Genomic DNA, 24,728 nt, shown 5'->3' with positions numbered 1-24,728 from the left:
ATTATGCACGATCAACGCCGAGATCACACCGCCGTGGGGGAAGCCGGATGCAAAGATAGACCCCCTCGTGTTGTACTGGGATAATGGCAGTCACTTTCCCGGATTTGAACGAGCCTCTCACCATGCTGTCATCTGCTGTCACTACCTCGCGTCACTTCGCCCGTGCGCTCACTGCCTTCGGCCTGCTCTCCCTGGGAGGCTGCATCACCACGGTAGTAACACCGGAAGCAGAAACCTCAGCGGGCCAGGCCATGTCGCAGCAGGTCAGCGAGCAAATCGGTCTCTACGACGATCCGGAATTAACAGCATATGTAAGAAGTGTTGGCGAGCGCCTCACCGCTGGACTGGTCGATAGTCCTTATAAATTCCAGTTTGCTGTCGTGGACCAGTTTGAACCCAACGCCTTCGCCAGCCCTGGCGGTTTCATCTACATCTCGCGCGGCCTGCTCTCACAGATGAACAGCGAAGACGAACTCGCATGCGTACTCGCCCACGAGATCAGCCACGTCACCCAGCGACATCACGTGCGCCAGATGGGTCGCTCCCTCGGAACTGGCCTGCTCACCCTGCCCGGCCGCGCCGTGGGCGTGGTCAGCGACGACCTGGGCAACATGATCAACTCACCCATCGAACACGCCGGCAAGGTGTATCTGTCCGGCTACAGCCGCGACCAGGAGACCGAAGCTGATGAATACGGCCTGCGCCTTGCAGCCAAAACCGGCTACGATCCAGAAGCGCTCGCGGGCGCACTGGAAGGCATCGAGCGCACCTTATTCCTGCTCACGGGCGAGCATCACGAAGCCAACTACATGGACACCCACCCCACCACGCCACAACGCGTGGCTGACATTGAAACCACGATCGCCAAGCTGACTTACACCACCACCGCCCCTATCGCGACCCGCACACAGCTATACCAGCACCTGGACGGTATCTGGTGGGGGCCCCAGAACCCGCAGCAGGGTATTTTTCTGGAAGACCGGTTCCTGAGTACTGACATGGACTTCACCATTGCCTTCCCCAGCGGCTGGGAGACCATCAACACCCCCCGCTTTGTCGGCGCTACCGAAACCGAGAAAGAAGGCGCCTACATGGCGCTTGGTGCCAACCCAGGGGAGTTCACCCCCGACGGCTATGCTGCGGCGCTCATTACCCGCATGCGCGAGCGCGGCGGTATCGAACCGGACCAGACCCGCCCATTGAAAATCGGCGAGTGGCCGGCACACCTGGTGACCTACACCGACGCCAGTGGCGAGGAGCCGGTGAGTATGCACTATGTTTTCCTTGCCACTCCTCGCGGCAGCTACACCATGATGGCGCTGGGGCTTGATCAATTCCGTCCACAAATGCGCGAAGCGGTCATGAGCATGCGCCCACTGACGTCAGCGGAGCGCGCTAGTGTGACCGGAATACGTCTGCGCACAGCGACAATAGGCCCCGGCGAAACACTGGAATCCTGGACCGAACGTCTGGACAGCCGCTGGGGGCCGAAATTCAGTGCCTCCATGAATGGCCTCGAGGAAGACCACACCGGCACCGGTGAAGTGCTCAAATACGCCCGCGAAGAACGCTACCAGGGTCAGTAATGCCGGCGTCTGCCCCGCAGATACGCCAGGCGATCTCACTTTCCCTACTGATGATCATCATTGCGAGTACCGCGGCGGTGGCCACCAAGTTCGCCTCGCGTCAGGCCAGCACCGAGGCCATCGTCACTGTGCAATATCTGGTGTGCCTGATCTTGTGCCTGCCCATCACATTGCGCCCAGGCCTCGTCAACCTGCGCACCGAGCGCGCCGGTCTGCACCTGTTTCGCGGCGCGGTGGGTGTTCTCGGTTTTTACCTTTTTTATGCCGCTCTCGACAACATACCCATGGTAGATGCCATGCTGCTGCGCCAGAGCGCACCGCTGACCGTACCGCTGGTGATCTGGCTCTGGAGCCGCGAGCGGATTGCGCCGAGCGCCTGGGTACCACTGTTAATCGGTTTCATTGGCGTTGGCGTGATTCTCCGGCCCAGCCCTGAGGGCCTGAGCTGGTGGCACGCGGGTGGTTTTCTATCCGCCCTGTGCCTGGCCATCTCCATGGTGGCTACCCACAAACTCGCGTCTACCGAACCCGCCTCGCGGATACTTCTGTACTACTTCGTGCTGTCCCTGGCCTGCGTTGCGCCTTTCAGTCTCGGTGATTTCACCGGGCTGGACTGGCAGGTCTGGGCCGCGATGCTCTACGTGGGCATTGCGATCTACTACACGCTACGCCTTTATACACGCGCCTATGCTCTGGCGCCCGCCCACGCGATTGCCCCGATCAATTATCTGGCCGTGGTGCTGGGTGGATTCTGGGGTTGGCTGATCTGGGATCAGGTCCCGGACACCTGGTCACTGCTCGGCAGCGCTCTGGTGATCAGTGGCGGACTCCTCACCATATTCCTGGCGCGCAGCCAGCAAGCAGCGAATTCCAGCTGACACCACCTTTTTGGCCACAAATAACCCCAATAGTGCGATCTGGACCTGCGTCACAGTAATTGCATAAAAGTGGAGTTTTTGCCGGACAGTCCATGGGGCATGGGATATGTTGAACAATGGATAAGTTGTGATTTGGGCTGGGCGCTATGCTCCAAACCCTGAAAGTAGAAGTTTCGGATCTCGCCATCGGCATGTTCATCAGTGGACTGGACCGGCCGTGGCTGGGAACGCCGTTCTATACCCAGGGTTTTCTGCTCGAATCCGAGACTGATATCAACCAGGTCCGCGAGCTGTGTCACTTCGTCTATATCGACACGCGCAAAAGCCGCTATATCACCCCCAAGGTCGCTCGCCAGAGCCAGGTGGATCGCCAGCGCATTCCACTGGATAGCATCTTCACTGGCCGCAACCTCACCCCCTACAACGATGTCAACGAATGGCGCGAGGAACACCCCCGGGCGCGAGCCGCCCTGGACACCCTGGTCTTCGATATCACAGGTATCTACGAGCAGGCAGCCAAACGCGGCAAGCTCGATGCCGTCCGCATCAAGAAAATTGCCAACCCGCTGATCGACAGTATCAGCCGCAATCCGGATGCCTGTCTCTGGTTAGGCCGCCTGAAGCAACACGACGAATACAGCTACCATCACTCCATCAGCACCACCATCTGGGCCATCGCACTGGGCAGGCAACTGGGCATGCAACGGCACGATCTGCGCTCGCTGGCCGTGGGCGGCATGTTGATGGATGTAGGCAAATTACTGGTCGATCCTGAACTGCTGAAAGCAGACCGGCCGTTGACCGACGAAGAAATGCGGGAGGTCCGCCACCATGTGGCGCACGGCGTGCATTTAGTGAAAAAGAGCGGCATCCAGAATCAGGACGTGCTCGACATGGTGGGTTTTCACCACGAGCGCTGGGACGGCAGCGGTTATCCGCGCGGTCTCAGCGGCGACCGGATTCCACCGTTTGCCCGAATCGCCGCCATTGTTGACGTCTACGACGCCATGACCTCGGAACGACCGTACGCACCCGCCAAGGCCCCGGCCGATGCATTGCGCGAGATGTATCAGGAGCGCGACCGCTTGTTCCAGACAGAATTGGTGGAAGCATTTATCCAGGCCATAGGCATCTACCCCGCAGGCACGCTGGTTGAACTCACCAGCGGCGAAGTGGGCATCGTCGTGGCGGACAGCCGCACACGCAGACTGCTGCCGAAAGTCATTTTGGTGCTGGACCCGCGCAAACGCGAGTACGGTTCGCCCAAGATGGTAGATTTACAAGAAGTAGCCAACCGCAGTCGCGGGGAAACAGTGGCGATCGCCACCAGTTTGCCGCCGGGTAGCCACGGCATCGAACTCACCGACTACCAGATTAACGCCTGATTCAGGCACCCCTCGGCCCGTCGCGGCTCAGCGCCCCACACACGAGTACTTGAAACCGAGCGCGCGCATGGTTTCCGGCTCATAGACGTTGCGCAGGTCGACAAACACATCGCCGCGCATCAAGGTTTTCACCCGGTCAAAATGCAAACCCCGATAGGCGTTCCACTCGGTCATCAACACAACTGCATCGGCACCCTCGATCGTGGCGTAGATGTCGTCACTGTAACTGACTTGTTGAGGTAGCAGCGGTTTCGCCTCCTCGATCCCCTGAGGATCGTGAGCGACTATGTCCGCACCCCGGTCAATCAGCTGGGGCAAGATAGTCAGCGCCGGTGAATCGCGCATATCATCAGTCTCCGGCTTGAAAGTAAGGCCGAGAACGGCAATGCGCTTGCCGGACAGCGACTCGTCAAGCGCTCCGCGGATCTTCTTCACCATGCGCGCTTTCTGAGCCGCGTTGACCTCGACCACAGCCTCCACAATGCGCGAAGACACGCCGTGCTCCTGAGCGGTGCGCACGAGCGCCAACGTATCTTTCGGAAAACAGGAACCACCATAGCCGGGGCCCGCATGGAGAAATTTCTTGCCGATACGTCCGTCGAGCCCCATACCTTTCGCCACGGAATGCACGTCGGCACCGACCGCCTCACATAACTGGGATATTTCATTGATGAAGCTGATTTTGGTTGCGAGAAAGGCGTTGGCCGCATACTTGATCAGCTCTGCACTCTCCAGGTCCGTGACCACGATCGGCGCCTCAATGAGATTGAGCGGCCGGTAAAGCTCGCGCAGGGACTTCTCAGCCCGCTCCGACTCCACCCCCAGCACGACGCGATCCGGCCGCATAAAATCGCTGATCGCAGCGCCCTCACGCAGGAACTCAGGATTGGACGCCACATCGAAATCCGCCTCAGGATTCGCCTCGGAGATAATACGCTTTACCTCGGCAGCGGTTCCCACAGGCACTGTAGATTTGTCGACCACCACGGTATAGCCACTGAGATGGCCGGCGATATCTTTCGCCGCCTGATAGACATAGCCCAGGTCGGCGTAGCCCTCACCTCTGCGGGTGGGTGTTCCCACAGCGATAAAGACCAGGTCTGCTGCGGACACGGCGTCCGCAAGCTCGGTCGTGAAGGCAAGGCGACCGGCGTCAAAATTGCGCTGCACCAGGCTCTTGAGACCGGGCTCATAGATCGGCATCTCTCCCGCACTCAGGCGATCGATGCGCGCCGGGTCTACATCCACACAAATCACATTGGCGCCGAATTCAGAAAAGCAGGCTCCAGATACCAGACCAACATAGCCGGCACCAATCATGACAACATTCATTCGGGGGAACTCCCTAGAAAACTAAACGGAAAACACCAATTATCAGTGAGCATTGTGACATTTTTTATTGGCCGAAGGGAGCATTGTGGCATACCCCGCGCGCTGTTGTAGTACGACCCCCGAAAACACTACGGAACCTGATATGCCTGACTACCGCGCACCTCTTACCGACATGGCCTTCGTCAACAAAGAACTACTGGGGCTGGACCACTATCAGCAGCTCAATGGCTGCGAGAGCCTCAGTGAGGACTTGTGGGACGCTATCCTCGACGGCGGAGCCAAATTTGCCGAAAACGTGCTAGCACCACTCAATCGCGCGGGCGATGAAGAGGGCTGTGGCTTTGAAAATGGCCAGGTGAGCACCCCCAGCGGATTCGCAGAAGCGCTCAGGCAATACGGCGACGCCGGCTGGCAGACTCTCTCCATCCCTGAAGCTGAAGGCGGCCAGGGGCTGCCCGGATCAATGAGCACCCTCCTCACCGAGATGACCGCGGCTGCCAACTACGCCTGGAGCATGTATCCGGGCCTGGCCCACGCACCCATCACCTGCATTCGCGCCGGTGGTACAGAAGAGCAAAAAGCGACCTACCTCCCCAAGCTCTTCTCCCTCGAATGGGCTGGCACCATGTGTCTCACCGAGTCGCACTGTGGCTCAGATGTGGGTTTGTTGCGTACCAAGGCGACTCCGCACGGCGATGGCAGCTACAGCATCAGTGGAACGAAGATTTTCATCTCTGGCGGCGAGCAGGACATGACCGAGAACATTATCCACGCAGTGCTCGCGCGTGTGGAAGGCGCACCGGAAGGCACCTCGGGAATCTCCCTATTTCTGGTACCCAAGGTCATGGTCAATGACGATGGCAGCCTTGGTGAGCGCAATACGGTGCACTGTGGTTCCATCGAAAAGAAAATGGGTATCAAGGGCAGCGCAACCTGCGTAATGAACTTTGACAATGCCAAGGGCTTTCTGCTGGGCGAAGAGAATCGCGGCCTTGAGGTAATGTTCAAAATCATGAACACCGCTCGTCTCGGCACGGCACTGCAGGGGGTCTGCCTCGGTGAAGCTTCATTCCAGGGCGCCCTCGCCTACGCTCGCGAGCGCTTGCAAATGCGCTCTCTCACCGGCGCCCAAAACCCCGATGGCCCCGCCGACCCGATAGTGGTTCACCCCGATGTGCGGCGCATGCTGATGACCCAGAAAGCGCTGGTAGAAGGCTCTCGAGCGTTTATCTACTGGCTGGCAAGGCTGAACGACCTGACCCAACATGGCAATGAAGAGCAGATAGCCGAGGCCGACGACCTGCTTTCGCTGCTGACTCCCATAGCCAAGGCGTTCTGCACTGAAACCGGCGTGGAGGTGACCAACATCGGCGTACAGGTGTTTGGTGGCCACGGCTATATACGCGAACACGGCATGGAACAACTGCTGCGCGACATGCGCATCGCCACGATTTACGAGGGCACAACCGGCATCCAGTCGCTGGATTTGCTCGGGCGTAAAGTGATGGGGTCCGGCGGCAAACTGCTGCGCGGCTTTACCAAGCGCATCCACAAGTTCTGCGAAGCTCACAACGACAATAACGCGATGACTGAATTTATCGAACCGCTTGCCGCAGTGAATGCCCAGTGGGGCGAGATCACCATGAAAGTGGGCGAAAAAGCAGTTGAAAACGCCGATGAGATTGGCGCGGCGAGTGTCGACTACACCTTGTTCGGCGGCTACGTAGCCCTGGCCTACATGTGGGCGCAGATGGCGGAGATCAGCCTGGCCAAGGAAGGCGATTTCTACGCCGCAAAAGTAGCCACTGCGCGCTTTTATTTCCAGCGCATCCTGCCCCGGGCGGAAGCGCATGCCAGAGCGGCCGTTGCTGGCGCTGATTCAATCATGGACCTGGATGAATCGCTGCTCATGCTGTAATGCGTCTTTTATGCAAGGCACAAGGGGAGTAAGCTGGAGCTAGACGCACAGGAGATAACTATGCGCTTGCTCCGCAAGAAACTGGCATCACGTTTTAACGCAACTCCCCTACCTCGCGACATCGAATCGCTGATCGATATCGACACCGCTAATGAGTCAGCCCCTGAGGACACCGACCTGACCCAGGCCGGTGTCGACAATATCTGGGCTGACACACTCAAATTATTCCGCACCGGCATGCACCCCATGCTCAGCATCTGTGTGCGCCGCCGCGGCAAGATTGTGCTCAACCGAAGTATCGGCTATCAGCGCGGCGATGCCCACAGCGAGGATGCGGTTGTGGCCAGCATCAACACGCCGGTCTGCCTTTTCTCCGCGTCAAAGTCGATCAGTGCGATGCTGGTGCACCTGCTGGAAGAGCAAGGCAAGATCCACCTAATGGACCCCCTCAGTTACTACATTCCTGAATTCGCCGAAAACGGCAAGGGCTATATCACAATCTACCAGCTGCTGGCACATCGGGCCGGAGTCCCTGGGCTGGGCGAGAATGTAGATTCCTCTCTGCTGTTCGACCGCGAGGCTGCCGTAGCGGCAATCTGCGAAGCTGATCCCATCGATCATCTGGGGCGTACTTCGGCCTACCACGCAATAACGGGGGGATTCCTGCTGGACGAGCTGATCCGCAGAACTACTGGCAAGACAGTCTCCCAATTCCTCAATACTCACATCCGCAAACCGCTGGACATGCGTTATTTTCGCTACGGCCTCACTAAACGGGATATGCCCAGCGCGGCAGAAAATCGATTCACCGGCCTGCCACTGGGCAACCAGATCGGTGAAACTTTAAAGAATGTCCTGGGCCTCGATTACATGGAAGTGATGGAGCTCACCAATACCGATGAGTTCATGGGCGCCGTCCTGCCATCGGGGAACATGTATGCCACCGCCGAAGAGGCCAGTCGCTTCTTTCAAATGATGCTGGATTACGGCGAGTACAATGGCCAGCGAATTATGCAGCCGCTCACGGTACACCGGGCGATACAGGAAGCCGGCAAAGCCGAGATGGACGCCTCGCTGAAACTCCCGATGCGCTACAGCCCTGGCTTCATGCTGGGCGGCAGCCCGGCGGGGATTTACGGCAAGGGCAGCCACTACGCCTACGGCCACCTGGGCCTTTCCAATGTTTTCTGCTGGGCCGACCCAGAGCGAGACATCTCCGTAGCGATCCTCAACAGTGGCAAGCCGGTGCTTGGAAGCCACATGTTGGCGCTGCCAAGATTACTCTGGGGAATCTCACGAAACTGCCCGCCGGTCAGGGACATGCAAGACCAGTCCCTGGATTTTCTGGCGGTCTAAAGATTGAGACCTTCGCTTAGAAACAAATCTTCAAGAGGCCTCAGTCCGTCACGATACTGCTGCCAACGCCCGACAGAGGATGTATACATAGGCTTGCGCACCTGAGCCAGACTCGCTGTCATGGAGGGCGCTGAGCTCTTGTGAAACTGCAGGCACCGATCCTCCCACTCGAGCCCACATGCTTGTATTAGCTGCCGGGTTTCATATTCAGGGTTGCTAACCAAGCGCTCATAACTCACGTCGTAGATTGCGCCCGGCATCATCTGCCGCCAGTGAGCCATTAACTTGCAATAGCTCAGGTAGTAGTTTCCAAGCTCCAACAATTCGTACGAGAAAGGATAGGCCTGCTTGAACAAAGTTTTGTAGATGGCATAACAAGTGTCCATAGGATGCCGACTCAAATGCACGATTTTTGCATTGGGCATGGCTCGATGAATCAACCCACAGTACAGAAAATTCAACGGCAGTTTGTCGATAAAGCGCGCACTGTTGCCTGCCAGGTGGCGAGTACTTTCGATATAGGCCTCGCCCAGGCTCGCATGATCCACGCCCGCCGCCCTGCGTATGAAATCCAATCTATCGGTCGGCTTCTGGGCCGCCAGTTGAACACCCAGACACTCTGCGAAATTATTGAGTTCACCAGCGGCGATCACCTCGCTGTGGGCACCGATGATTCTTTCTACAAGCGTAGTTCCTGTCCTTGGCAAGCCGACGATGAAAATAGGCGCGCGGGTGTTAGCGCCAATATGTTCGACCGAAAAATAGGACGCGCCGAATGCATCGATTATCCCGTCAATCGCGCGGAGATCAGCCACAGCATCGTGCTTCATATGTCCTCTACGCAACCGTGAAGCACGTCCCAACTCAGCAAACGATTCATCGTACTGACCAAGATCCTCATGCTCTTTAGCCAGCGCATAACGCAGATTCATCTCCTCTCGCCAGCTCAGCTCTGGGCGGCCCAATGCCACAGCCAGTTCATTTACATGATTACTTTCCTGCCGCTGAGTTCGCAGACGTGAGCGATGCAGCCAGGCCTCTGCCAAATCTGGCTCAAGATCGATAACGCGATCGAAGGCCTGCTCGGCCTCGGTTAGCTCCCCCATGGACTGTAGAATCAGTGCGCGATTGAAATGAAAGTGAGGGTTTGCGGGCTCCAGTGCTACAGCCTGTTCAAAACAACCGAGGGCCTTTGCATGCGAGTTTAACTGGCTGTAGAGGTTGCCCAAAGTATCGAACTGGACGGCATGATCGAGTGTCACGCCTGACAACTTGTCGGTAATTGCAGCTGAATCAGCCTGGCGATTGAGCACCAGCAGGCACTGAGCCTGCTGGGAAAGAAAGGCGAAACTGTCTGGCTTTAGATGAACGGCACGCTCTGAGCACTGCAGTGCTGCCTGGCGCCCACCCATTGCCAGGGCAACCCGACTGGAGACATCCCAGGCCCGCCCAGACCCTTTATGGTCAGATTGTAAAGCAGTGCACGCCTGCCATGCTTCTTGCAATCGGCCAGCCCGATAGGCGCTCCATGCGACCTCGTACAGCTTCTCTTCGCTTTGAATTGGCGTTGTTCTCCCGTTAGAAGCGGTAGCTTGCGCTCACGCCATAGGTTCGCGGCGTAGTGATAATCGCATTCGCACCGATACCCCAGAGTTCTACGGGATCGGCCGCGGTGAAGCCACGTTCATCGGCAATATTATTCACAAAACCGCGGACAGTCCATTCGCTTGCCTCCATGGAAACAGCCGCGTTCCATAGCCAGAAACTCTCAAGTTTCACACTGTAGACGTCCAAAGCAGACTCCGCGTCGCTGCGATAGGAAGCGTTCGCGCTCCACACCAGGCTATTGCCATTTGACAGGTTCTGATTGTAATTGGCCGCCAGATATAGCGTATTTTCACTCGCACCTGGCAGACTTATACCGGGCTCGACTTCTGCGAACGATGTGCCATCCACCACAAACTCCTGCAGCGTATCTGACAGAGACTCCAACTCCGAATCGTTGTAGGTATAGGAGGCACGGACATCGATATTGTCGGTGAGATTACCGGTAATCTCAGCCTCAATACCACGGGAGTAGGCTTCACCGACGTTGACCACGCATAACAATGCCAGGCCAGTACACGAGAGGTTGGACTGCATGTCCTGCCAGTCGATGTCATAGTAGGCCAACGTATACTGGTAGCGGGCTGCCAGTGTGCCCTTTATACCAATCTCAATGTTCTCCGTGGTATCGGGTGCATAGAGGAATGCCTTGTCGTTGATCGGGGCTCCAAACGCCTCATTGGGAAGGCCATTCGCACCACCGCGACGGAAACCCTCTGACCACACCGCGTAGAGATTCATATTCTCGTTCAACTGGTAAGACGTGTTCAACTTGAACAGCGAGTCGCTATCGCTGGTATCCAGGCTGCGGGATTCCACACCCCCGGGAACAAATTCAAGCCCGCCGACCTGGGTGGTCTCAAAGTCCTGGTCGTAATAGCGCACGCCTCCCGTGATCTGCCACGCGTCGGTAATGTGCCAGGTTAACTCACCAAATATGGCGCTATCGGTGAACTCGTTCTGCTGGTCAACCAGATAAGCCTCATCTTTCACCACCGGCACGGGGCCATTGAAATCCTCAAAGCCAAACAGCGTTCCAAAGCCACACGGCGCACCGCCAAAAGTGTCGGTCTCAATAAAGCAGGAATTGGCGTAGTCGTCGTAACCATAGTAGTACTGGCGCGCAGACAAATCAGTGTCCTGCTCCATATAGAAGACACCGGCTACCCAATCAAACGCACCATCGGTCTGAGACACAAGCCGCGCCTCAAATACGTCGCCCTTGTCCTCGAACCGAGAAACGTCTTCGATCAGTGGTCTGGGGCTGGTCCCATAGTAAGACTCGTAGAAGCTGAACAGCTCGTAGAATCCTGTTAGATCACGAGACCCCTCTCCCTCTGACTTGTAGCTTGAAGCCGAAGCCGTAAAACTGGCAAAGCCCATATCAAAGTCAATATCGAGCGCCACAATATCGACGTCGCGCTCAAAGGGCTCTGCAATGAGCGAGGCGTTCTTCAATGTGTCCTCACCGTACTGGGCCGGTGACGTCATCTGCGTGCCACCCACGTCGTTAGTCTGGTGGTGATAATTCAAGTTAGCTTCAAACCTGTCTCCCGGCGCCCATGCGAGCGCACCGCGAAAGCTTTCAGTTTCTGAATCGTTCACGCCCTCGACATACTCATAGACCGGCTGCCCCGCGAAGAAATTGGCCGAGTCGCCGAATGGGTCCGTGGCACCATTGTCCAGCACCGGAGAGCCATCTCCATTGCGAACGTAGCGAGCGGGCTGATCAATAAACCCGGCTCTGTCCTCATAACCGGCATTCAGGCGAATGCCCAACGAGTCGCCCAGGGGTATGTTGAGCATCAAATCAGTTTCGTAGTTCACTCCATCGCCACGCTTGGTCTGGCTGACACCACCGCTGATCTCGCCTGCGAATTCATCAAACTGTGGCTTATTGTAGATGTAACGAACCGACCCGCCGAGCGAACCGGAGCCGTAAAGCGTGCCCTGGGGCCCCCGGAGCACTTCCACCCGCTCAAGGTCGGTCAGACGGAGGTTTACGAACACAGGCGTCTCGTTGATATATGTAGAAACTACAGGTGCTGTCGCCAGCGGACCCTGATTTCGCGATAAGGTTTCTGAGTTGACGCCGCGAATAATGAGATTGGAGTTATTCACCCCACTGCGCGGCCCCTGATCCACGAAACTGACCCCCGTAGTAATGCGAAACAGGTCAGCAGCTGAACTCACACCCTGCTCACGCAGGTCATCGCCTGTCAGCGCAGAAATATTATAAGGTACGTCGAGTACAGAGACACTGCGACGAGTCGCCGTCACCATCACTTCCTCAAGCGCAGACTCCTGAGCGATAACTACAGCGGGAACACCACCCAGTGTTGCGCTAACTATTGCGCCTGAGAGAATCGTTTTCTTGTACGGCATCTTCATCGTGTATACCTCAATTTGATAGGTTCAATTCTTCAATCGTTTTGTATTCAAATGGAAACCCGAAACAGGACGGCGCGACGAACTCCAGCGCACGTTGAGTTCGGTAAAAACTTGGGCAACCTACACCAAATACCGTGACGCGCTGGCCGTAACGGAGCCTTTCGGCATTGATCGGTGTCGATGTTTCGTAGTCCACAATAGTGATGAGATCAGGCACCGATGCGATCACCTTGCCGTTAGCTTCGGCAGCCAGATACTCATTCTTGATACTGATCGTGAGCTCCGCGCCACTGCCGTCAAAGGGGGCAATAGTTGCCGCGCCAATGTCATAACCGCCAACTATCCGGGTAGAGCTGTCGATCACCTTTCCCGTATAGAGATGAAACAAATCGCCGTAAATAGAGCCGCTGAAGAGTTCAGCGAGGGGCTCATATATACGATGGGCATTGCCTCGGTACTTTCTCAGTAGCCGCCCGAGCTCAATAGAAAAACTTACCGTTCCGGGCACAATCGCGGCTTTGAGCTGCTTACCTGTCATGGGATGTTCTGCGGAAGTAATCATGCCCCCGGAGCTCAGGGCGCACTGTCGTATCTCTTTTTCGAATTCCATAATATCTTTGGTATGAAATTCGGTGACAGTCCCTTGATAATCGGTTGCTACCGCGGGGGTGGGTGACACTCCCGAAATAGGGTAAGTCATCATCTGTGCTTCCGGTAGCGCACGCCCCATGCCGTCCCCGTCTACCACTGGAATGCCCATCACAGCCCCAGCAACAATGGGAATCAGCGAATTGCCTCCGCCAATTTCGAAAGAGACAACGGCGTCGACTTTGCGACCTACGCGATCTTCGAATGCTCTCAACGTATTAACTGCCTCGTCGATAGAAGGCAGCAATTCCAGACTAACTGTAGGAGCACCTACTCCGCCTATCGCAACAACGTAGGCATCGTCGTCCAAATTCTCGGGATCGATCAAATCTACCGAACCGTATTTTTCCAGCGCTTGTTGAGCAACCAGCTCAGCCACATATGGATCGCCGCCACCACCAGTCGCAAGAAAGACAGCTCCTGCCGATAGATCAGCAAGGCTCTCTCTGCCAAATTTTTTCACGCTGGTTCCTCCCTGTTGCTCGACGCCAAATCTCCGACCGCCTTGACCCGGACGCGGGTCGAGCCTTCGGCCATATAAGAAATGGTGGTTTCTTCGATATCAGCGATTCTTACCGTGGCAGGATCTGCACCCGCCGCGATGGCCGTCGTTCTAGCCTCAGCAGATATTTGTTCGATAGCTTCAGCGCGGGGGATCTCCCTATAGGACACCATACGCTCTACCTCACCACCGATCTGGGCAATCGCCGCACCGATAGCATTTGCCACGCCCGAATGCTCCGGGCAGTGCATTTCTGAGGCTGCCTCGAGTTTATCTGCGACCAACACCGCACCGCCGCCCACCAGCACAACCGGTAGTGGATCGCTGCTGGGCATCATCTTCTCGATGCCCTCGTTCAGCATCTTTTTTATCGTCGCCAGGCCACTGGCGAGAACCTCGGGGTTCAGCTCAACCGCTTGCCCTGCCTCGCCAAGGTCAAGCTTGTTGGCCGCGACTAACAAATCAGTTGCCGTAAATGTATTGCCGCCGAAAGCAAGACCCTCTCGCACCAGATCATGACCAACAGAACGTGGCCCGATACTAAGGCCGTCTTCACTGACGATGCTTCCTCCCCCCAGACCCAGGGCCAGAATGTCGGGCATACGGAAATTGGTACGCACACCGCCAACATCGATAACGATATTTGACTCTCGCGGGAAACCTCCCTGAAGAATACCTATATCAGAAGTCGTCCCGCCGATGTCGATCACAATGGCATCATTCAGGCCCGTGAGTTCACATGCTCCCCGCAGCGAATTGGTGGGGCCAGAGGCAAAGGTAAGCGCTGGAAACTGGCGCACAAACTCCGCGTCCATCAATGTGCCGTCGTTCTGGCTGATATAAAACGGACACTCCAATCCGCGGTCACGCAACGCCTCGCCAAAAGAGCTGACCACCTGGTCGGAAAATTTCAATAGCGATGCATTAAGTAGCGCTGCATTTTCGCGCTCCAGTAAGCCGAGGCGCCCGATCTGGTGAGAACAGGTAATGTTGGCACCGGGAATCGCACGACGTAATTGCTCCGCGACCAACAACTCAGGCTCAGCGCTCATCGGAGAAAACACGGCTGAGATAGCTATCGTGTCGATACCCTTCGACTTGATATCTTCGATGGTGGACTGAATTTCATCGTGATCGAGCTCAGCAACCGGACGCCCGTCATACAAGGTACCACCCTTGAGCATATAAGTATGACCGCCCAGTGATTCCGCGATATCTTCCGGCCAGGCAATCATCGGTGGCAGGCCATTTCCTGAGGGCAGGCCGATACGGATGGCCGCTACTTCAGAAAGCTGTCTTCGCTCCACAACCGCGTTGGTGAATTGAGTCGTCCCCAGCATCACGGCATCAACAGCAGACTCGAGAACGCCGCTGTCACTGAGAACATGCTCCAGGGCGTTGAATACGCCTGTACTCACATCCGCTGTTGTTAGCGTTTTAACGGCCGAGCGAACGCTACGGCCTTCCAAAAGAACGGCATCCGTATGCGTACCGCCAACATCAATTCCAATGCGCAATCTTAGTTCCCCTGCTTAATCGGCGCGGGACCACGCCGAGCCAGAATTTTGCATATCAGGTAGTACGCCAATGCCGCAATCAGCATGGCATCCACGGCAGCCATGCCTGAGAGCGTGACCAAACCGAGATCTCCCGCCAGCGCCACACAGGCACCTACCGCCCAGCTGGCTAACGCGGTCCCCCGGTACTCGCATTCCATATCTACACGGGCTTCGTGGTATGCCGATCTACGCATCAGCAAGTAATCAACTGCGATCACCCCAGCCACCGGAACGAAAACGATAGACAGGTAGAATAGGAATGAAAGGAACACATCGAGAATATTGAAAAACGCGGCGAACGTCCCCAGTGCCCCGGACACCATGATCAACACATGGTAATTGAGCCCTGGAGCGGTGGACTCCACACTCAGCATCGTGCTGTAGAGATTAAGGGAATTAAGCACCCAGCTCCCGAGTATTACCACCGCGAAGGCTGCCCAACCTATTCCCAGGATAATCATAATATTGAGCAGATCACTGTCTCCCAGCGCGGCACCTGCTATAGCACCGGCAGCCATAACAGTCAGATTTACCACTAGATAAGAAATGACAATGGTGTAAACAGCACCCCTCCAGTGACGAATAAAGCGAGTGATATCGGGTAAGATGACGGCACCTACAATTATCGCGCCAACGACTGACGACACCCCATCACCGAAACTGATGGCGGATTCGCCTTCTCTTGCCAACAGATCAGCAAGGGACACCTCAGCTAAAGAGCCGCTGATTAGCATCACAGTCACTACCATTAACACTGGTACCAGCAGTGCCGAGAGCATATTGATAGCCCTGAAACCGTAGAAGGTAGTGACAGTCATAATCAGGCCGGCGAACAACTCGACCAGCCACACGGGCAACTCGTATCCAAACAGGTCCATGGCCAGCCGCACTGCCGCGCCAGAAAACAGGTCGATATTGACCCCAAACCATCCCAGCAAAGAGACCGCGAACGCAAGGTTCACGATAGCGGCGCCTTTCGAACCAAACGCGATTCGATTGAGCATATACGAGCTGAGGCGGGTACTTGAGCCGATAGCTGCTGTCAGGCTGCCAAGCACCGTGAGAATCAGGGAACCCGCAAGAAGGATGTTGGCAGTTTCCCGAGGCGATGTAACTGCGGACAACTCGAGCCCTGTGAGGAAGGTAGGCAGGGAGAAGGAAACCATGGCCGCGACCATAGCCACCCTGAACCACGCGACGGTGCTGTCGTCTGGCACCGGCTCGGTGGCGTATTCAGTGGTCTGCGCTTCCATTGCTAACCCTATCTTCTCTTTTCACTAAATTATGCCTAGGGGACAGACAAATAGCTTATTGAAGTGCAGCTGGTTTGCTTTAGACTCTATTGAATACTAGAGGAAATACTGAAGAATATTTCGTTATGCAGGAAAAGAAGCCCGTCAAGCTGGACGCTATCAATCGCAAGATCCTGGCGACCATCCACCTGGAGTCTGACATCACCAACGCCCGATTGGCAGAATTGGTCAACCTCTCACCTGCGGCCTGCTCACAGCGTACCAAAGCTCTGCGGGACGCTGGCTACTATTTCAACTGCCATAGTGAGGTCGATCTCGACCGCATTTGCGAACACGTTATTGCCTATGTCGAGTTCACCCTGAGCAATAACAGTTTGGCCCAGCGGCGCAAATTTGAGCACGCAATAGAACTCATCCCTGAGTTTATGGACTGTCTCCGCCTCAGTGGCGACATAGACTACATCTCGTTTACCTGCAGCAGCAGTATCGCTGAGCTGAATCGACTATGCGACGAGCTAAGCAGCAATGCAGAATTGGGTATCAGCAAAGTCGTTACGCGGATTGTGGTTGATCGCCCCAAGTTTTACCTGGGCTACCCGATCGAGAAGCTCAAGTGGCTGGAGTAGAGTCGACCTTTTCTACTGTGCCCAATAACTGCATAGCTTCATCACACCAAGTCAGGAACTGTTCACCCTGGTGAATTCCTGACTGCAGAGCCAGAAAAACGCCTTTGTGTCGCACCGGAAGGTCTTCGGGCGCTGCGTAGTGCCGACGGCGGATCGCTTCATACAGGTAAAGCCGCTGCATTACTTCTTCTCGCCGACGGCTGATTTCTCCCACCATGTGTTCGACGTTGTTCTCGGTCAGGTTGTACAACTTCAGCAGCAGTTCATCTTTGGTCGCCTGGACTTTGGTTGGTCCGAAGACCCAGTCCGCCAATGCCTCTCTTCCGGACATGGTCAAACCGTAAACGATCTTATTGGGCCTGCCGCTCTGGTTAACTTCACGCTTGTTCAGCCAACCCTTCTCAGCCAGCTTGCGCAATTCCTGATATATCTGTTGATGAGATGCCTGCCAGAAAAAGCCCATGGATTTCTCAAAATCCCGGGCTAATTCAGAGCCGGATAGGTCGGCGTCTAACAGTGATGTCATGATTGCCTGGGCAAGTGCCATGGCAAATCTCCAGCGGCGGTCGCGTATGCGTTATTTCTCAGTAAGCATAGACGCTCGCCGTTAGAGTGCAAAAAATTGCATCAAATTGAAGCCGCGAGACGCGTTCCCTGATCGATCGCGCGTTTGGCATCCAGTTCCGCGGCGACATCCGCCCCGCCGATCAGGTGGACCGTTTTGCCGTTTAAGCCCGCCACCAGCTCGCGGTTTGGCTCCTGTCCTGCACACAGCACGATATTGTCCACGTCTAGAATCTTTTCCTCTCCGCCGACAGTAATGTGCAGGCCCGCGTCATCGATCTTGCGATACTCGCAACCCGGCATCATCCGCACACCCTTGCGTTCCAGACCCGACCGATGGATCCATCCGGTAGTCTTGCCCAGAGCACCGCCAACCTTACTGGCTTTGCGTTGTAACAGGCTCAACTCGCGGGGCGAAGGAGGCACGATCGCCTGTATGCCTTCGATACCACCGCGCGCAGCCAAGGCCATATCCACGCCCCACTGCTGCATGAATTGCTCGATGTCTGTGGAGGGAGACTCCTCGCCGTGGGTCAGGTATTCGGAAACATCAAAACCGATACCGCCAGCACCGATCACAGCGACCTTATCACCGACTGGCTTCTTGTCCCTGAGCACATCCAGATAGCTCAGCACCTTGGGATGATCAACGCCCTCGATGCCGGGGACGCGAGGAGTGATACCGGTCGCGAGTACAACTTCATCAAACTCGTCGCCGACCAGGTCCTCAGCGCTGACCCTGGCGCCCAGTTTTACAGACACGCCGGTAATCTCCAGCTGGCGCTTGTAGTAGCGCAGGGTTTCGTAGAACTCTTCTTTACCGGGGATCTGTTTGGCGATATTGAACTGGCCACCGATCTCCTCGGCCGCGTCAAACAAGGTCACGGCGTGGCCGCGAGCTGCGGCGGTGGTCGCAAATGCGAGTCCTGCGGGGCCAGCGCCAACAACGGCGAAGGTCTTCTTCTCCAGCGCCGGTTCGATCACCAGTTCGGTTTCATGACATGCACGGGGGTTTACCAGACAGCTCGTCATCCTGCCGATAAATACATGATCGAGGCAGGCCTGATTACAACCGATGCAGGTATTGATTTCGTCTGCGCGATTTTCCGCTGCCTTGATGACAAAGTCGGCGTCAGCCAGGAAAGGTCGCGCCAGTGACACCATGTCCGCATCACCTCTCTCCAAAACCTCCTCGGCGACTTCTGGCGTGTTGATACGATTGGAGGTCACAACAGGGACAGAGAGTTCCTTGCGAAAGTGCGCTGTCACCCAGGTAAATGCTGCCCGGGGCACTTTGGTGGCGATCGTCGGAATGCGCGCTTCGTGCCAACCGATACCCGTGTTGATGATGGTTGCTCCGGCGCGCTCTACCGCCTTGCCCAACTGAATAATTTCCTCGGTGGTACTGCCGCCTTCCACCAGGTCCAGCATCGACAGGCGATAGATAATGATGAATTTTTCGCCGACAGCCTCGCGCACTCGACGCACTACCTCCACCGGCAGGCGCATGCGATTCTCGTAGCTGCCACCCCACTCATCGTCGCGATGATTGGTGCGCGCGGCCAGGAACTGATTCAGAAAGTAGCCTTCAGAGCCCATGATCTCGACCCCGTCATAACCCGCCTTCTGGGCCAGTACGGACATCCGGACAAAGTCCTCTATCTGTTGGTCGATTTCGTCCTCGGTGGCCGCTTTGGGCTTGAACACATTGATCGGCGCCTGCACCGCAGAGGGAGCTATCGGATTTTCGTTAAATGCGTAGCGGCCAGTGTGGAGGATCTGCATGCAGATCTTACCGCCCTCAGCATGGACCGCGTCAGTAATGATCCTGTGATCGTCGCAGTCGGCTTCTGTGGCCAATATCTTGGTGTGTTCATGCGTGGCCGCGCGCTTGTTGGGACCAAAGCCGCCAGTGACGATTAGGCCCACTCCACCCCGGGCACGTTCAGCAAAAAACGCAGCCATGCGCTCGTGACCATTGGGGGCCTCTTCCAGGCCAGTGTGCATGGAGCCCATCAAGACGCGATTGCGCAGGGTCGTGAAGCCCAGGTCCAGGGGTTCGAGCATTTTGGGATAAGCGGTCATGGTGTTCTCTCCGAGCAGGCAGCTGCGCCCATCTGGACGACGTCAAGTTTAGAGCATCGATTCTAACGTCAATTTGGACACTGTCAAGATTAAATGTATGATGCCCACATGAGCGAGAAGACAAGCTACCACCACGGCGACCTGCGCCGCAGCCTGCTGGACACCGCTGCCACCCTGCTCCGGGAGGAAGGCGAAGCGGGATTGTCCATGCGCCAGCTGGCCGCGCGCGTCGGCGTCTCTCGCACAGCGCCCTATCACCACTTCAAGGATAAGCAGGAATTGTTATGCGCCATCGCTGAAGAGGGATTCAAGCGCTACATTGAGGTGCTGACCCTAGACAGCGCAAACTTGTCAGAAGCGAGATTACGCGCCTTCGTTCGGGGCTACCTCGACTATGCCCTGGACAACGTTGAGTACTACGACCTGATGTTCGGCAGCCGCTTGTGGAAATCGGAAGGGATTACCGCCACGCTCAAACAGGAGGCGCACAGTTCTTTCAGGCTCTATCTCGATCAAGTGCGGAAATGGCAGGCCGATGGTGCTGTGTCGGCCGACCTGGACCCCCTGCGCTACGCCCAGGTTAGTTGGAGCACGCTGCACGGCATGAGTCGCCTGCTCATCGACGGAGTCTATCTGGACCGGGAAGCCATGGGCCCGGCCTGCGACCAGGCCGCGGCCATGTTCTGGCATGAACTCAATCCGACGCCATAACTCTCTTCGGGCATTTGCCCTACTGCTATTCACCGCCATCCTGGCTGGCTGTGCCCTGTCACAGCAGAAACTGCCGGCCAGCTCAATTGAAGCTGCCACTACACCTCCATCACGTAACACCACCATCGCTCTGCTAGGCGCCACAGGGATGTCTGGCGGCTACATTCTGCGCGAGGCCCTTGCACGAGGTTATCGCGTGCGCGCGCTTTCGCGCTCCCCCGAAAAACTGGCATATCTCTCAAACCGTATCGAGGTCGTTGTGGGTGATGCGCGCGACCCAGGTACGATCGCCACCCTGCTGGCTGGGAGTGACGTCATTGTGAGTGCTATCGGCCCATCGGCCAGGGCGCCGACCGACCTGAACAGCCAAACAACCGCGAATGTCATTGCCGCGATGAGCATAACCACAGCCAGACCTTACCTTGTCGTGACGGGAGCGGCTGTTGAATTGGAACAGGACCATCGCACTATGACTGGCTGGTGGGTGCGTCAACTGGCGCTCATCCGCTACCCGAATCTCGTCCGCGACAGGCAGCTGGAATACGGTTTACTGGCGCAGAGCGACGTTCCCTGGACCTTGATTCGATGCCCGCTCATAAACGCTACCGATGGCGAGGGTTCAGCCACGGCTTCTCTAGAGACACCCCCCGGTACACTGTTGCGAGCAGGTGAACTTGCAAGGTTCATCGTGGATGAAATCGAGCGCGGTAACTATGTGCAAATGGCTCCCTTTATCGCCAGCGAATGACGCCATCAGCGAGCGAACAACGCTTGCTCAATATCGCGAAAGGCCTTGAATTCAAGTGCATTGCCCGATGGGTCGGCAAAGAACATCGTCGCCTGCTCTCCCGGTTGCCCCTCGAAACGCACATAGGGTTCGATAATAAATTCATCGACCAGACCTCGGGCGCGCACGGCAAGCGACTGCCACTGGGGCAACTCCAGCACCACGCCAAAGTGTGGCACTGGCACACCGTGCCCATCCACAGGATTACTGATCTGGGATAGCTTGCCATCGACTCCCAGCGCCTGATTGAGATGCACCACAAACTGGTGGCCGAACATATCGAAGTCCACCCAATGCTCCGCGCTGCGGCCTTCTGCAAAGCCGAGCCCTTCACCATAAAATGCCCGGGCCTCAGCGATATCCCGAACCTGCACTGCCAGGTGAAAGGGTGTCAGTGTCATGTGGGTGTCACCTCGTGCTCGACCTCCGCCACACCGAACAGGGTCTGAATGTCGCGGCCCACGAAGTACAGCACCGGCACCAGCAACAGGGTCACCCCAGTCGCAAACAACACGCCAAAACCAACCGATATCGCCATGGGTTTGACGAACTGGGCCTGGATGGCCGTTTCCAGCTGAATCGGAAGCAGGCCAACGAAAGTGGTCATGGATGTGAGCACAACCGGCCGGAATCGTCGCACCGCTCCGGTGATCACCGCATCCTTCCAGTACTCCCCCCGATCTTTCAGGCGGTGATTCACGTGATCAACCAATACCAGGCTGTCATTCACAACGATCCCGGTCAGGCCCAATATACCAATGGCTGACAACATACTGACGGCCGCACCCAGGATAAGATGCCCCAGCACCGCACCGGTGATACCGAAAGGAATCACCGCCATGATAATCAAGGGCAGACCATAGCTGCGCAGTGGCACCGCCAGAGCCGCGTAGATGACTAACAGGATAGCCACGAAACCGAGCTCGAGAGCACTGGTCGTTTTCTCCTGCTGCTCGGCCTCACCGGTGAGCCTGTGTTGCACCCCGGGGTGGCGCTCAAGAATATCGGGGAGAATATTATTGACGATTTCTGCGTTGACCTTGCCCGGCTCTACCAGTGCGCGCTCCACATCAGCGCGAACATTGACCACGCGCTGTCGATTGAAGCGATTGATCACGCTAATTCCGGTATGTTCCACCGCCTCGCCCACGACATCAAAGGGCACCTTGCCATGGCCCGGCACGTCGATCCAAAGCGAGTGAAGCGCATCCAGCGATTCACGCTCCTGCGCCGGCAGCCTGACATACACCCGTACCTCGTGACGTCCGCGCTGGATGCGCTGCACTTCTGCACCGAAGAAAGCCTGCCGCACCTGGCGGGCCAGCTCCACCTGCCCCAGCCCCAGCGCCTCACCCTCCGGTGTTACCCGAATATCCAGCTCGGGCCCACCCGCATCGAAAGTATCTCTGACATCTGAAACGCCCACGAAATCAACCAGGGCCAGCTTCAATTCCTGTGCTGCCGCTCGCATCTCATCCAGGTCGTCGCCAGACAGTTCAACGTCCACCGGTGAGCCACCTGGACCGGCATTGGAATCGAAAGTGAGCGCCTGCACGCCGCTCAACTCACCCAGTGCTTCACGCATCCAGCCGGCGAGACTCATCGACGTGATGTTGCGCTCGGTGCTTGGCAGCAATTCCACTTGCACTCGAGCCTCGGTATCGGCACTGGAGGTGGTGAGCAGTTCCACGATCACGCCGTCCTCCAGTCCTGTCTCCTGGCGGTAACGATTGTTCATCGCCATGGCCGCCTGTTCAATGCGCATGGCGTATTCGTGAGTGGTTTGCCAGGGCGTGCCATTGGGCATCTGCAGGTCAACGTTTACGCTGTTCGATGGGACATTGGGAAAGAATACAAATCTCACGAAACCTGAGGGAATCAAGGCCAGGGTAATGAACAGGGATCCGATAAAAATCGCGAGTGTGATATAGCGAAACTCCACCGCGCGCTCCAGCAGGGGACGGTAGACCTTCTCGCTGAATGTCACCATGCCTTGAGTACAGCTGCGCTGGACCCGTTTAAGCCAGCCCAGCGGGCCTCGCCCCGGATCACTTTCATGGTCAATCTTGATGTGCCGAAGATGCGCTGGAAGGATCAATTTCGTTTCAAGTAGAGAGAACAGCAAACTGAATACTACGATCGGCGTGATCACTGACACCAGTCTACCGATGCCTTCGGTGAGCCCGTATGCAGGCGAAAAAGCAATCATCGTGGTCAAGGCCCCGAATACCGTAGCTACTGTGACCCGGCGCACACCGCGCACCACACTCTCCACACCCTTCTGCTCTTCCTCCAGCTGAGCATAAGCGCTCTCGGCGGTGACGATGCCGTCGTCAACCAACATACCCAATACCAGGATAAAACCGAATACCGACATCACATTGATCGAAACACCGATACCGAGAATATCGATCGCCATCAAGGCCCCGAGGAAAGAGAAAGGTACTCCCAGGATCACCCAAAAGGCCAATTGCACGTTGAGAAAAAGAGCCAGCGTGATCATCACCAGAATTGCGCCCTGAAAGGCACTTTTGAGCATGAGATTAATACGCCCCTTGAGGATCTCACTGCGGTCAGCCCAGGCCGTAAACTCTACACCCGGTGGCAGTTCTGCTCGTTTTCTTTCAACAAATTTGCGCAGATTATCAGTCATCGCCAGCACATCCTGGTCGCCCACCCGATCTACCTGCAGGGTAATTGATGGCTGGCCATTCAGCCGATTGAGAATGGGTTGGTCTTCAAAACCATCTACAACAGTAGCAACATCACCCACTTGCAGAACGGTGCCATCGGTGCGAGTGATCAGACTGAGCCGTTCAAACTCCTCTGCACTGTAGGCTTGCCCAACCGAACGCAGTGTTATCGCACCCCCACTGGTGCGCAATTTTCCGCCGGGCAGGTCACGAGAGCGCATGGTAATCGCCGCCACAACATCGTCAAAACTGAGTCCGTAGCGGCGCAGAGCCTCATCTGATACTTCGATGACAATTTCGTAGTCGCGGGTACCGACGACGGTTACCTGGCTGATGCCATCGAGCCCAAGAATTTCATCACGCGTGTCGTCGGCCAGCTCTTTCAGCTGGTATTCGTCCAAATTGCCGTAGAGAGTCAGATTCATCGCCCGTGTTCGAGCAAGCACCTCGTCCACTATCGCCTCTTCCGCATCCACTGGGAAAGAGGCGATACCATCCACTTTGGTTTTAATCTGCACCAGGGCCTGCGCCATATCAGACCCCGCTTCCATCTCAATGGTAACGACCCCCGCCCCTTCCCGGGCGACTGAGGAGATTTCCTCCACGCCAACGAGCTCCTGCAACTCTTCCTCGAGAACCCGCACGATACCCGACTCCACCTCTTCCGGCGCGCTACCGGGGTATGGCACAGTCACGGTAATCATCTCAGTGGGAAAGGTCGGGAAGACTTCCTTGGTGAGATTATTGATGGAACCCAGCCCCCCGAGAAACACCACCAACATAAACAGGTTGGCGGCCACCGGGTTATTGGCCATCCAGGCGATAGGCCCTGTCTCTTGCGAACTCACC

18 protein-coding genes are annotated in these 24,728 nt (G+C 56.5%); 8 read left to right on the top strand and 10 right to left on the bottom strand.

The window, feature by feature from the left end:
- Positions 1-83: 83 nt before the first annotated feature.
- From EY643_RS06055 to EY643_RS06045, 3 genes are all read left to right on the top strand, one after another.
- Positions 84-1,586: a M48 family metallopeptidase gene (locus tag EY643_RS06055; protein WP_152661353.1), complete on the top strand. Its 1,503-nt coding sequence runs from the start codon at positions 84-86 to the stop codon at positions 1,584-1,586.
- Positions 1,586-2,464 (top strand): DMT family transporter, encoded by an 879-nt coding sequence (locus EY643_RS06050; protein ID WP_152661352.1) that lies wholly within the window; start codon positions 1,586-1,588, stop codon positions 2,462-2,464. The genes EY643_RS06055 and EY643_RS06050 overlap by 1 nt, the downstream gene beginning before the upstream one ends.
- A 146-nt stretch (positions 2,465-2,610) precedes the next feature.
- Complete coding sequence (locus EY643_RS06045) at positions 2,611-3,849, top strand: HD-GYP domain-containing protein (protein WP_152661351.1); 1,239 nt, start codon at positions 2,611-2,613, stop codon at positions 3,847-3,849.
- A 27-nt stretch (positions 3,850-3,876) separates the two neighbouring features.
- Here EY643_RS06045 and EY643_RS06040 read toward each other — a convergent pair whose 3' ends face one another.
- Positions 3,877-5,181, bottom strand: a complete 1,305-nt coding sequence (locus tag EY643_RS06040; protein ID WP_152661350.1) for a UDP-glucose dehydrogenase family protein — start codon at positions 5,179-5,181, stop codon at positions 3,877-3,879.
- 142 nt (positions 5,182-5,323) lie between these two features.
- Between EY643_RS06040 and EY643_RS06035 the strand changes: the two genes are divergently transcribed.
- Positions 5,324-7,099 (top strand): acyl-CoA dehydrogenase C-terminal domain-containing protein, encoded by a 1,776-nt coding sequence (locus tag EY643_RS06035; protein WP_152661349.1) that lies wholly within the window; start codon positions 5,324-5,326, stop codon positions 7,097-7,099.
- A 60-nt stretch (positions 7,100-7,159) separates the two neighbouring features.
- The gene (locus EY643_RS06030) at positions 7,160-8,455 is read left to right on the top strand and encodes a serine hydrolase domain-containing protein (protein ID WP_152661348.1); all 1,296 of its coding nucleotides are present in this window, start codon (positions 7,160-7,162) and stop codon (positions 8,453-8,455) included.
- On the opposite strand, the gene EY643_RS06025 is transcribed toward EY643_RS06030, so the two are convergent.
- The 5 genes from EY643_RS06025 to EY643_RS06005 all read right to left on the bottom strand — a co-directional run bounded on the left by EY643_RS06025 (position 8,452) and on the right by EY643_RS06005 (position 16,413).
- A complete protein-coding gene (locus EY643_RS06025) occupies positions 8,452-9,867 on the bottom strand; it encodes a tetratricopeptide repeat-containing sulfotransferase family protein (protein ID WP_152661347.1) in 1,416 nt (471 codons plus the stop codon). The two genes, EY643_RS06030 and EY643_RS06025, sit on opposite strands and share 4 nt — an antisense overlap.
- Positions 9,868-10,033: 166 nt before the next feature.
- Entirely contained in the window at positions 10,034-12,451 is a 2,418-nt protein-coding gene (locus EY643_RS06020; RefSeq protein ID WP_152661346.1) for a TonB-dependent siderophore receptor, read from the bottom strand.
- A 10-nt stretch (positions 12,452-12,461) separates the two neighbouring features.
- Positions 12,462-13,562: a DUF917 domain-containing protein gene (locus EY643_RS06015; protein ID WP_152661345.1), complete on the bottom strand. Its 1,101-nt coding sequence runs from the start codon at positions 13,560-13,562 to the stop codon at positions 12,462-12,464.
- On the bottom strand, positions 13,559-15,118 hold the full coding sequence (locus EY643_RS06010) for a hydantoinase/oxoprolinase N-terminal domain-containing protein (protein ID WP_152661344.1): 1,560 nt from the start codon (positions 15,116-15,118) through the stop codon (positions 13,559-13,561). Before EY643_RS06010 ends, EY643_RS06015 begins: the two co-directional genes overlap by 4 nt.
- A gap of 2 nt (positions 15,119-15,120) precedes the next feature.
- On the bottom strand, positions 15,121-16,413 hold the full coding sequence (locus tag EY643_RS06005) for a cytosine permease (protein WP_152661343.1): 1,293 nt from the start codon (positions 16,411-16,413) through the stop codon (positions 15,121-15,123).
- 125 nt (positions 16,414-16,538) lie between these two features.
- Here EY643_RS06005 and EY643_RS06000 point away from each other — a divergent pair, with 125 nt between their 5' ends.
- On the top strand, positions 16,539-17,039 hold the full coding sequence (locus EY643_RS06000; RefSeq protein WP_152661342.1) for an Lrp/AsnC family transcriptional regulator: 501 nt from the start codon (positions 16,539-16,541) through the stop codon (positions 17,037-17,039).
- On the opposite strand, the gene EY643_RS05995 is transcribed toward EY643_RS06000, so the two are convergent.
- Positions 17,023-17,586, bottom strand: coding sequence for a PadR family transcriptional regulator (locus EY643_RS05995; protein WP_152661341.1), 564 nt, complete (start codon positions 17,584-17,586; stop codon positions 17,023-17,025). The two genes, EY643_RS06000 and EY643_RS05995, sit on opposite strands and share 17 nt — an antisense overlap.
- A gap of 80 nt (positions 17,587-17,666) precedes the next feature.
- Positions 17,667-19,688 carry an NADPH-dependent 2,4-dienoyl-CoA reductase gene (locus tag EY643_RS05990; RefSeq protein ID WP_152661340.1) on the bottom strand — a complete coding sequence of 674 codons (2,022 nt, stop codon included), beginning with the start codon at positions 19,686-19,688 and terminating at the stop codon, positions 17,667-17,669.
- A 108-nt stretch (positions 19,689-19,796) separates the two neighbouring features.
- Between EY643_RS05990 and EY643_RS05985 the strand changes: the two genes are divergently transcribed.
- The gene (locus tag EY643_RS05985) at positions 19,797-20,399 is read left to right on the top strand and encodes a TetR/AcrR family transcriptional regulator (protein ID WP_240732838.1); all 603 of its coding nucleotides are present in this window, start codon (positions 19,797-19,799) and stop codon (positions 20,397-20,399) included.
- A complete protein-coding gene (locus tag EY643_RS05980) occupies positions 20,377-21,147 on the top strand; it encodes an NAD(P)-dependent oxidoreductase (RefSeq protein ID WP_152661338.1) in 771 nt (256 codons plus the stop codon). Before EY643_RS05985 ends, EY643_RS05980 begins: the two co-directional genes overlap by 23 nt.
- Before the next feature lie 5 nt (positions 21,148-21,152).
- Here the strand turns inward: EY643_RS05980 and EY643_RS05975 are convergent, their stop codons facing one another.
- A complete protein-coding gene (locus EY643_RS05975) occupies positions 21,153-21,587 on the bottom strand; it encodes a VOC family protein (RefSeq protein WP_152661337.1) in 435 nt (144 codons plus the stop codon).
- Positions 21,584-24,727, bottom strand: a complete 3,144-nt coding sequence (locus EY643_RS05970; RefSeq protein WP_240732837.1) for an efflux RND transporter permease subunit — start codon at positions 24,725-24,727, stop codon at positions 21,584-21,586. Before EY643_RS05970 ends, EY643_RS05975 begins: the two co-directional genes overlap by 4 nt.
- Between the last annotated feature and the right edge of the window lies 1 nt (position 24,728).

Origin of the sequence: Halioglobus maricola (assembly GCF_009388985.1) — a bacterium.
Classification (GTDB): domain Bacteria; phylum Pseudomonadota; class Gammaproteobacteria; order Pseudomonadales; family Halieaceae; genus Halioglobus; species Halioglobus maricola.
This window is presented reverse-complemented; position numbering and strand designations above follow the sequence as displayed.

Excerpts from the sequence above, each read along its gene's own strand:
- EY643_RS05975 (WP_152661337.1), bottom strand. The coding sequence starts at position 21,587 with ATGACACTGACACCCTTTCACCTGGCAGTGCAGGTTCGGGATATCGCT.
- EY643_RS05990 (WP_152661340.1), bottom strand. The coding sequence starts at position 19,688 with ATGACCGCTTATCCCAAAATGCTCGAACCCCTGGACCTGGGCTTCACG.
- EY643_RS05985 (WP_240732838.1), top strand. The coding sequence starts at position 19,797 with ATGAGCGAGAAGACAAGCTACCACCACGGCGACCTGCGCCGCAGCCTG.
- EY643_RS05980 (WP_152661338.1), top strand. The coding sequence starts at position 20,377 with ATGAACTCAATCCGACGCCATAACTCTCTTCGGGCATTTGCCCTACTG.
- EY643_RS06020 (WP_152661346.1), bottom strand. The coding sequence starts at position 12,451 with ATGAAGATGCCGTACAAGAAAACGATTCTCTCAGGCGCAATAGTTAGC.
- EY643_RS06030 (WP_152661348.1), top strand. The coding sequence starts at position 7,160 with ATGCGCTTGCTCCGCAAGAAACTGGCATCACGTTTTAACGCAACTCCC.
- EY643_RS06025 (WP_152661347.1), bottom strand. The coding sequence starts at position 9,867 with ATGGGTGGGCGCCAGGCAGCACTGCAGTGCTCAGAGCGTGCCGTTCAT.
- EY643_RS06000 (WP_152661342.1), top strand. The coding sequence starts at position 16,539 with ATGCAGGAAAAGAAGCCCGTCAAGCTGGACGCTATCAATCGCAAGATC.
- EY643_RS05995 (WP_152661341.1), bottom strand. The coding sequence starts at position 17,586 with ATGGCACTTGCCCAGGCAATCATGACATCACTGTTAGACGCCGACCTA.
- EY643_RS06050 (WP_152661352.1), top strand. The coding sequence starts at position 1,586 with ATGCCGGCGTCTGCCCCGCAGATACGCCAGGCGATCTCACTTTCCCTA.
- EY643_RS06005 (WP_152661343.1), bottom strand. The coding sequence starts at position 16,413 with ATGGAAGCGCAGACCACTGAATACGCCACCGAGCCGGTGCCAGACGAC.
- EY643_RS06045 (WP_152661351.1), top strand. The coding sequence starts at position 2,611 with ATGCTCCAAACCCTGAAAGTAGAAGTTTCGGATCTCGCCATCGGCATG.
- EY643_RS06035 (WP_152661349.1), top strand. The coding sequence starts at position 5,324 with ATGCCTGACTACCGCGCACCTCTTACCGACATGGCCTTCGTCAACAAA.
- EY643_RS06040 (WP_152661350.1), bottom strand. The coding sequence starts at position 5,181 with ATGAATGTTGTCATGATTGGTGCCGGCTATGTTGGTCTGGTATCTGGA.
- EY643_RS06055 (WP_152661353.1), top strand. The coding sequence starts at position 84 with ATGGCAGTCACTTTCCCGGATTTGAACGAGCCTCTCACCATGCTGTCA.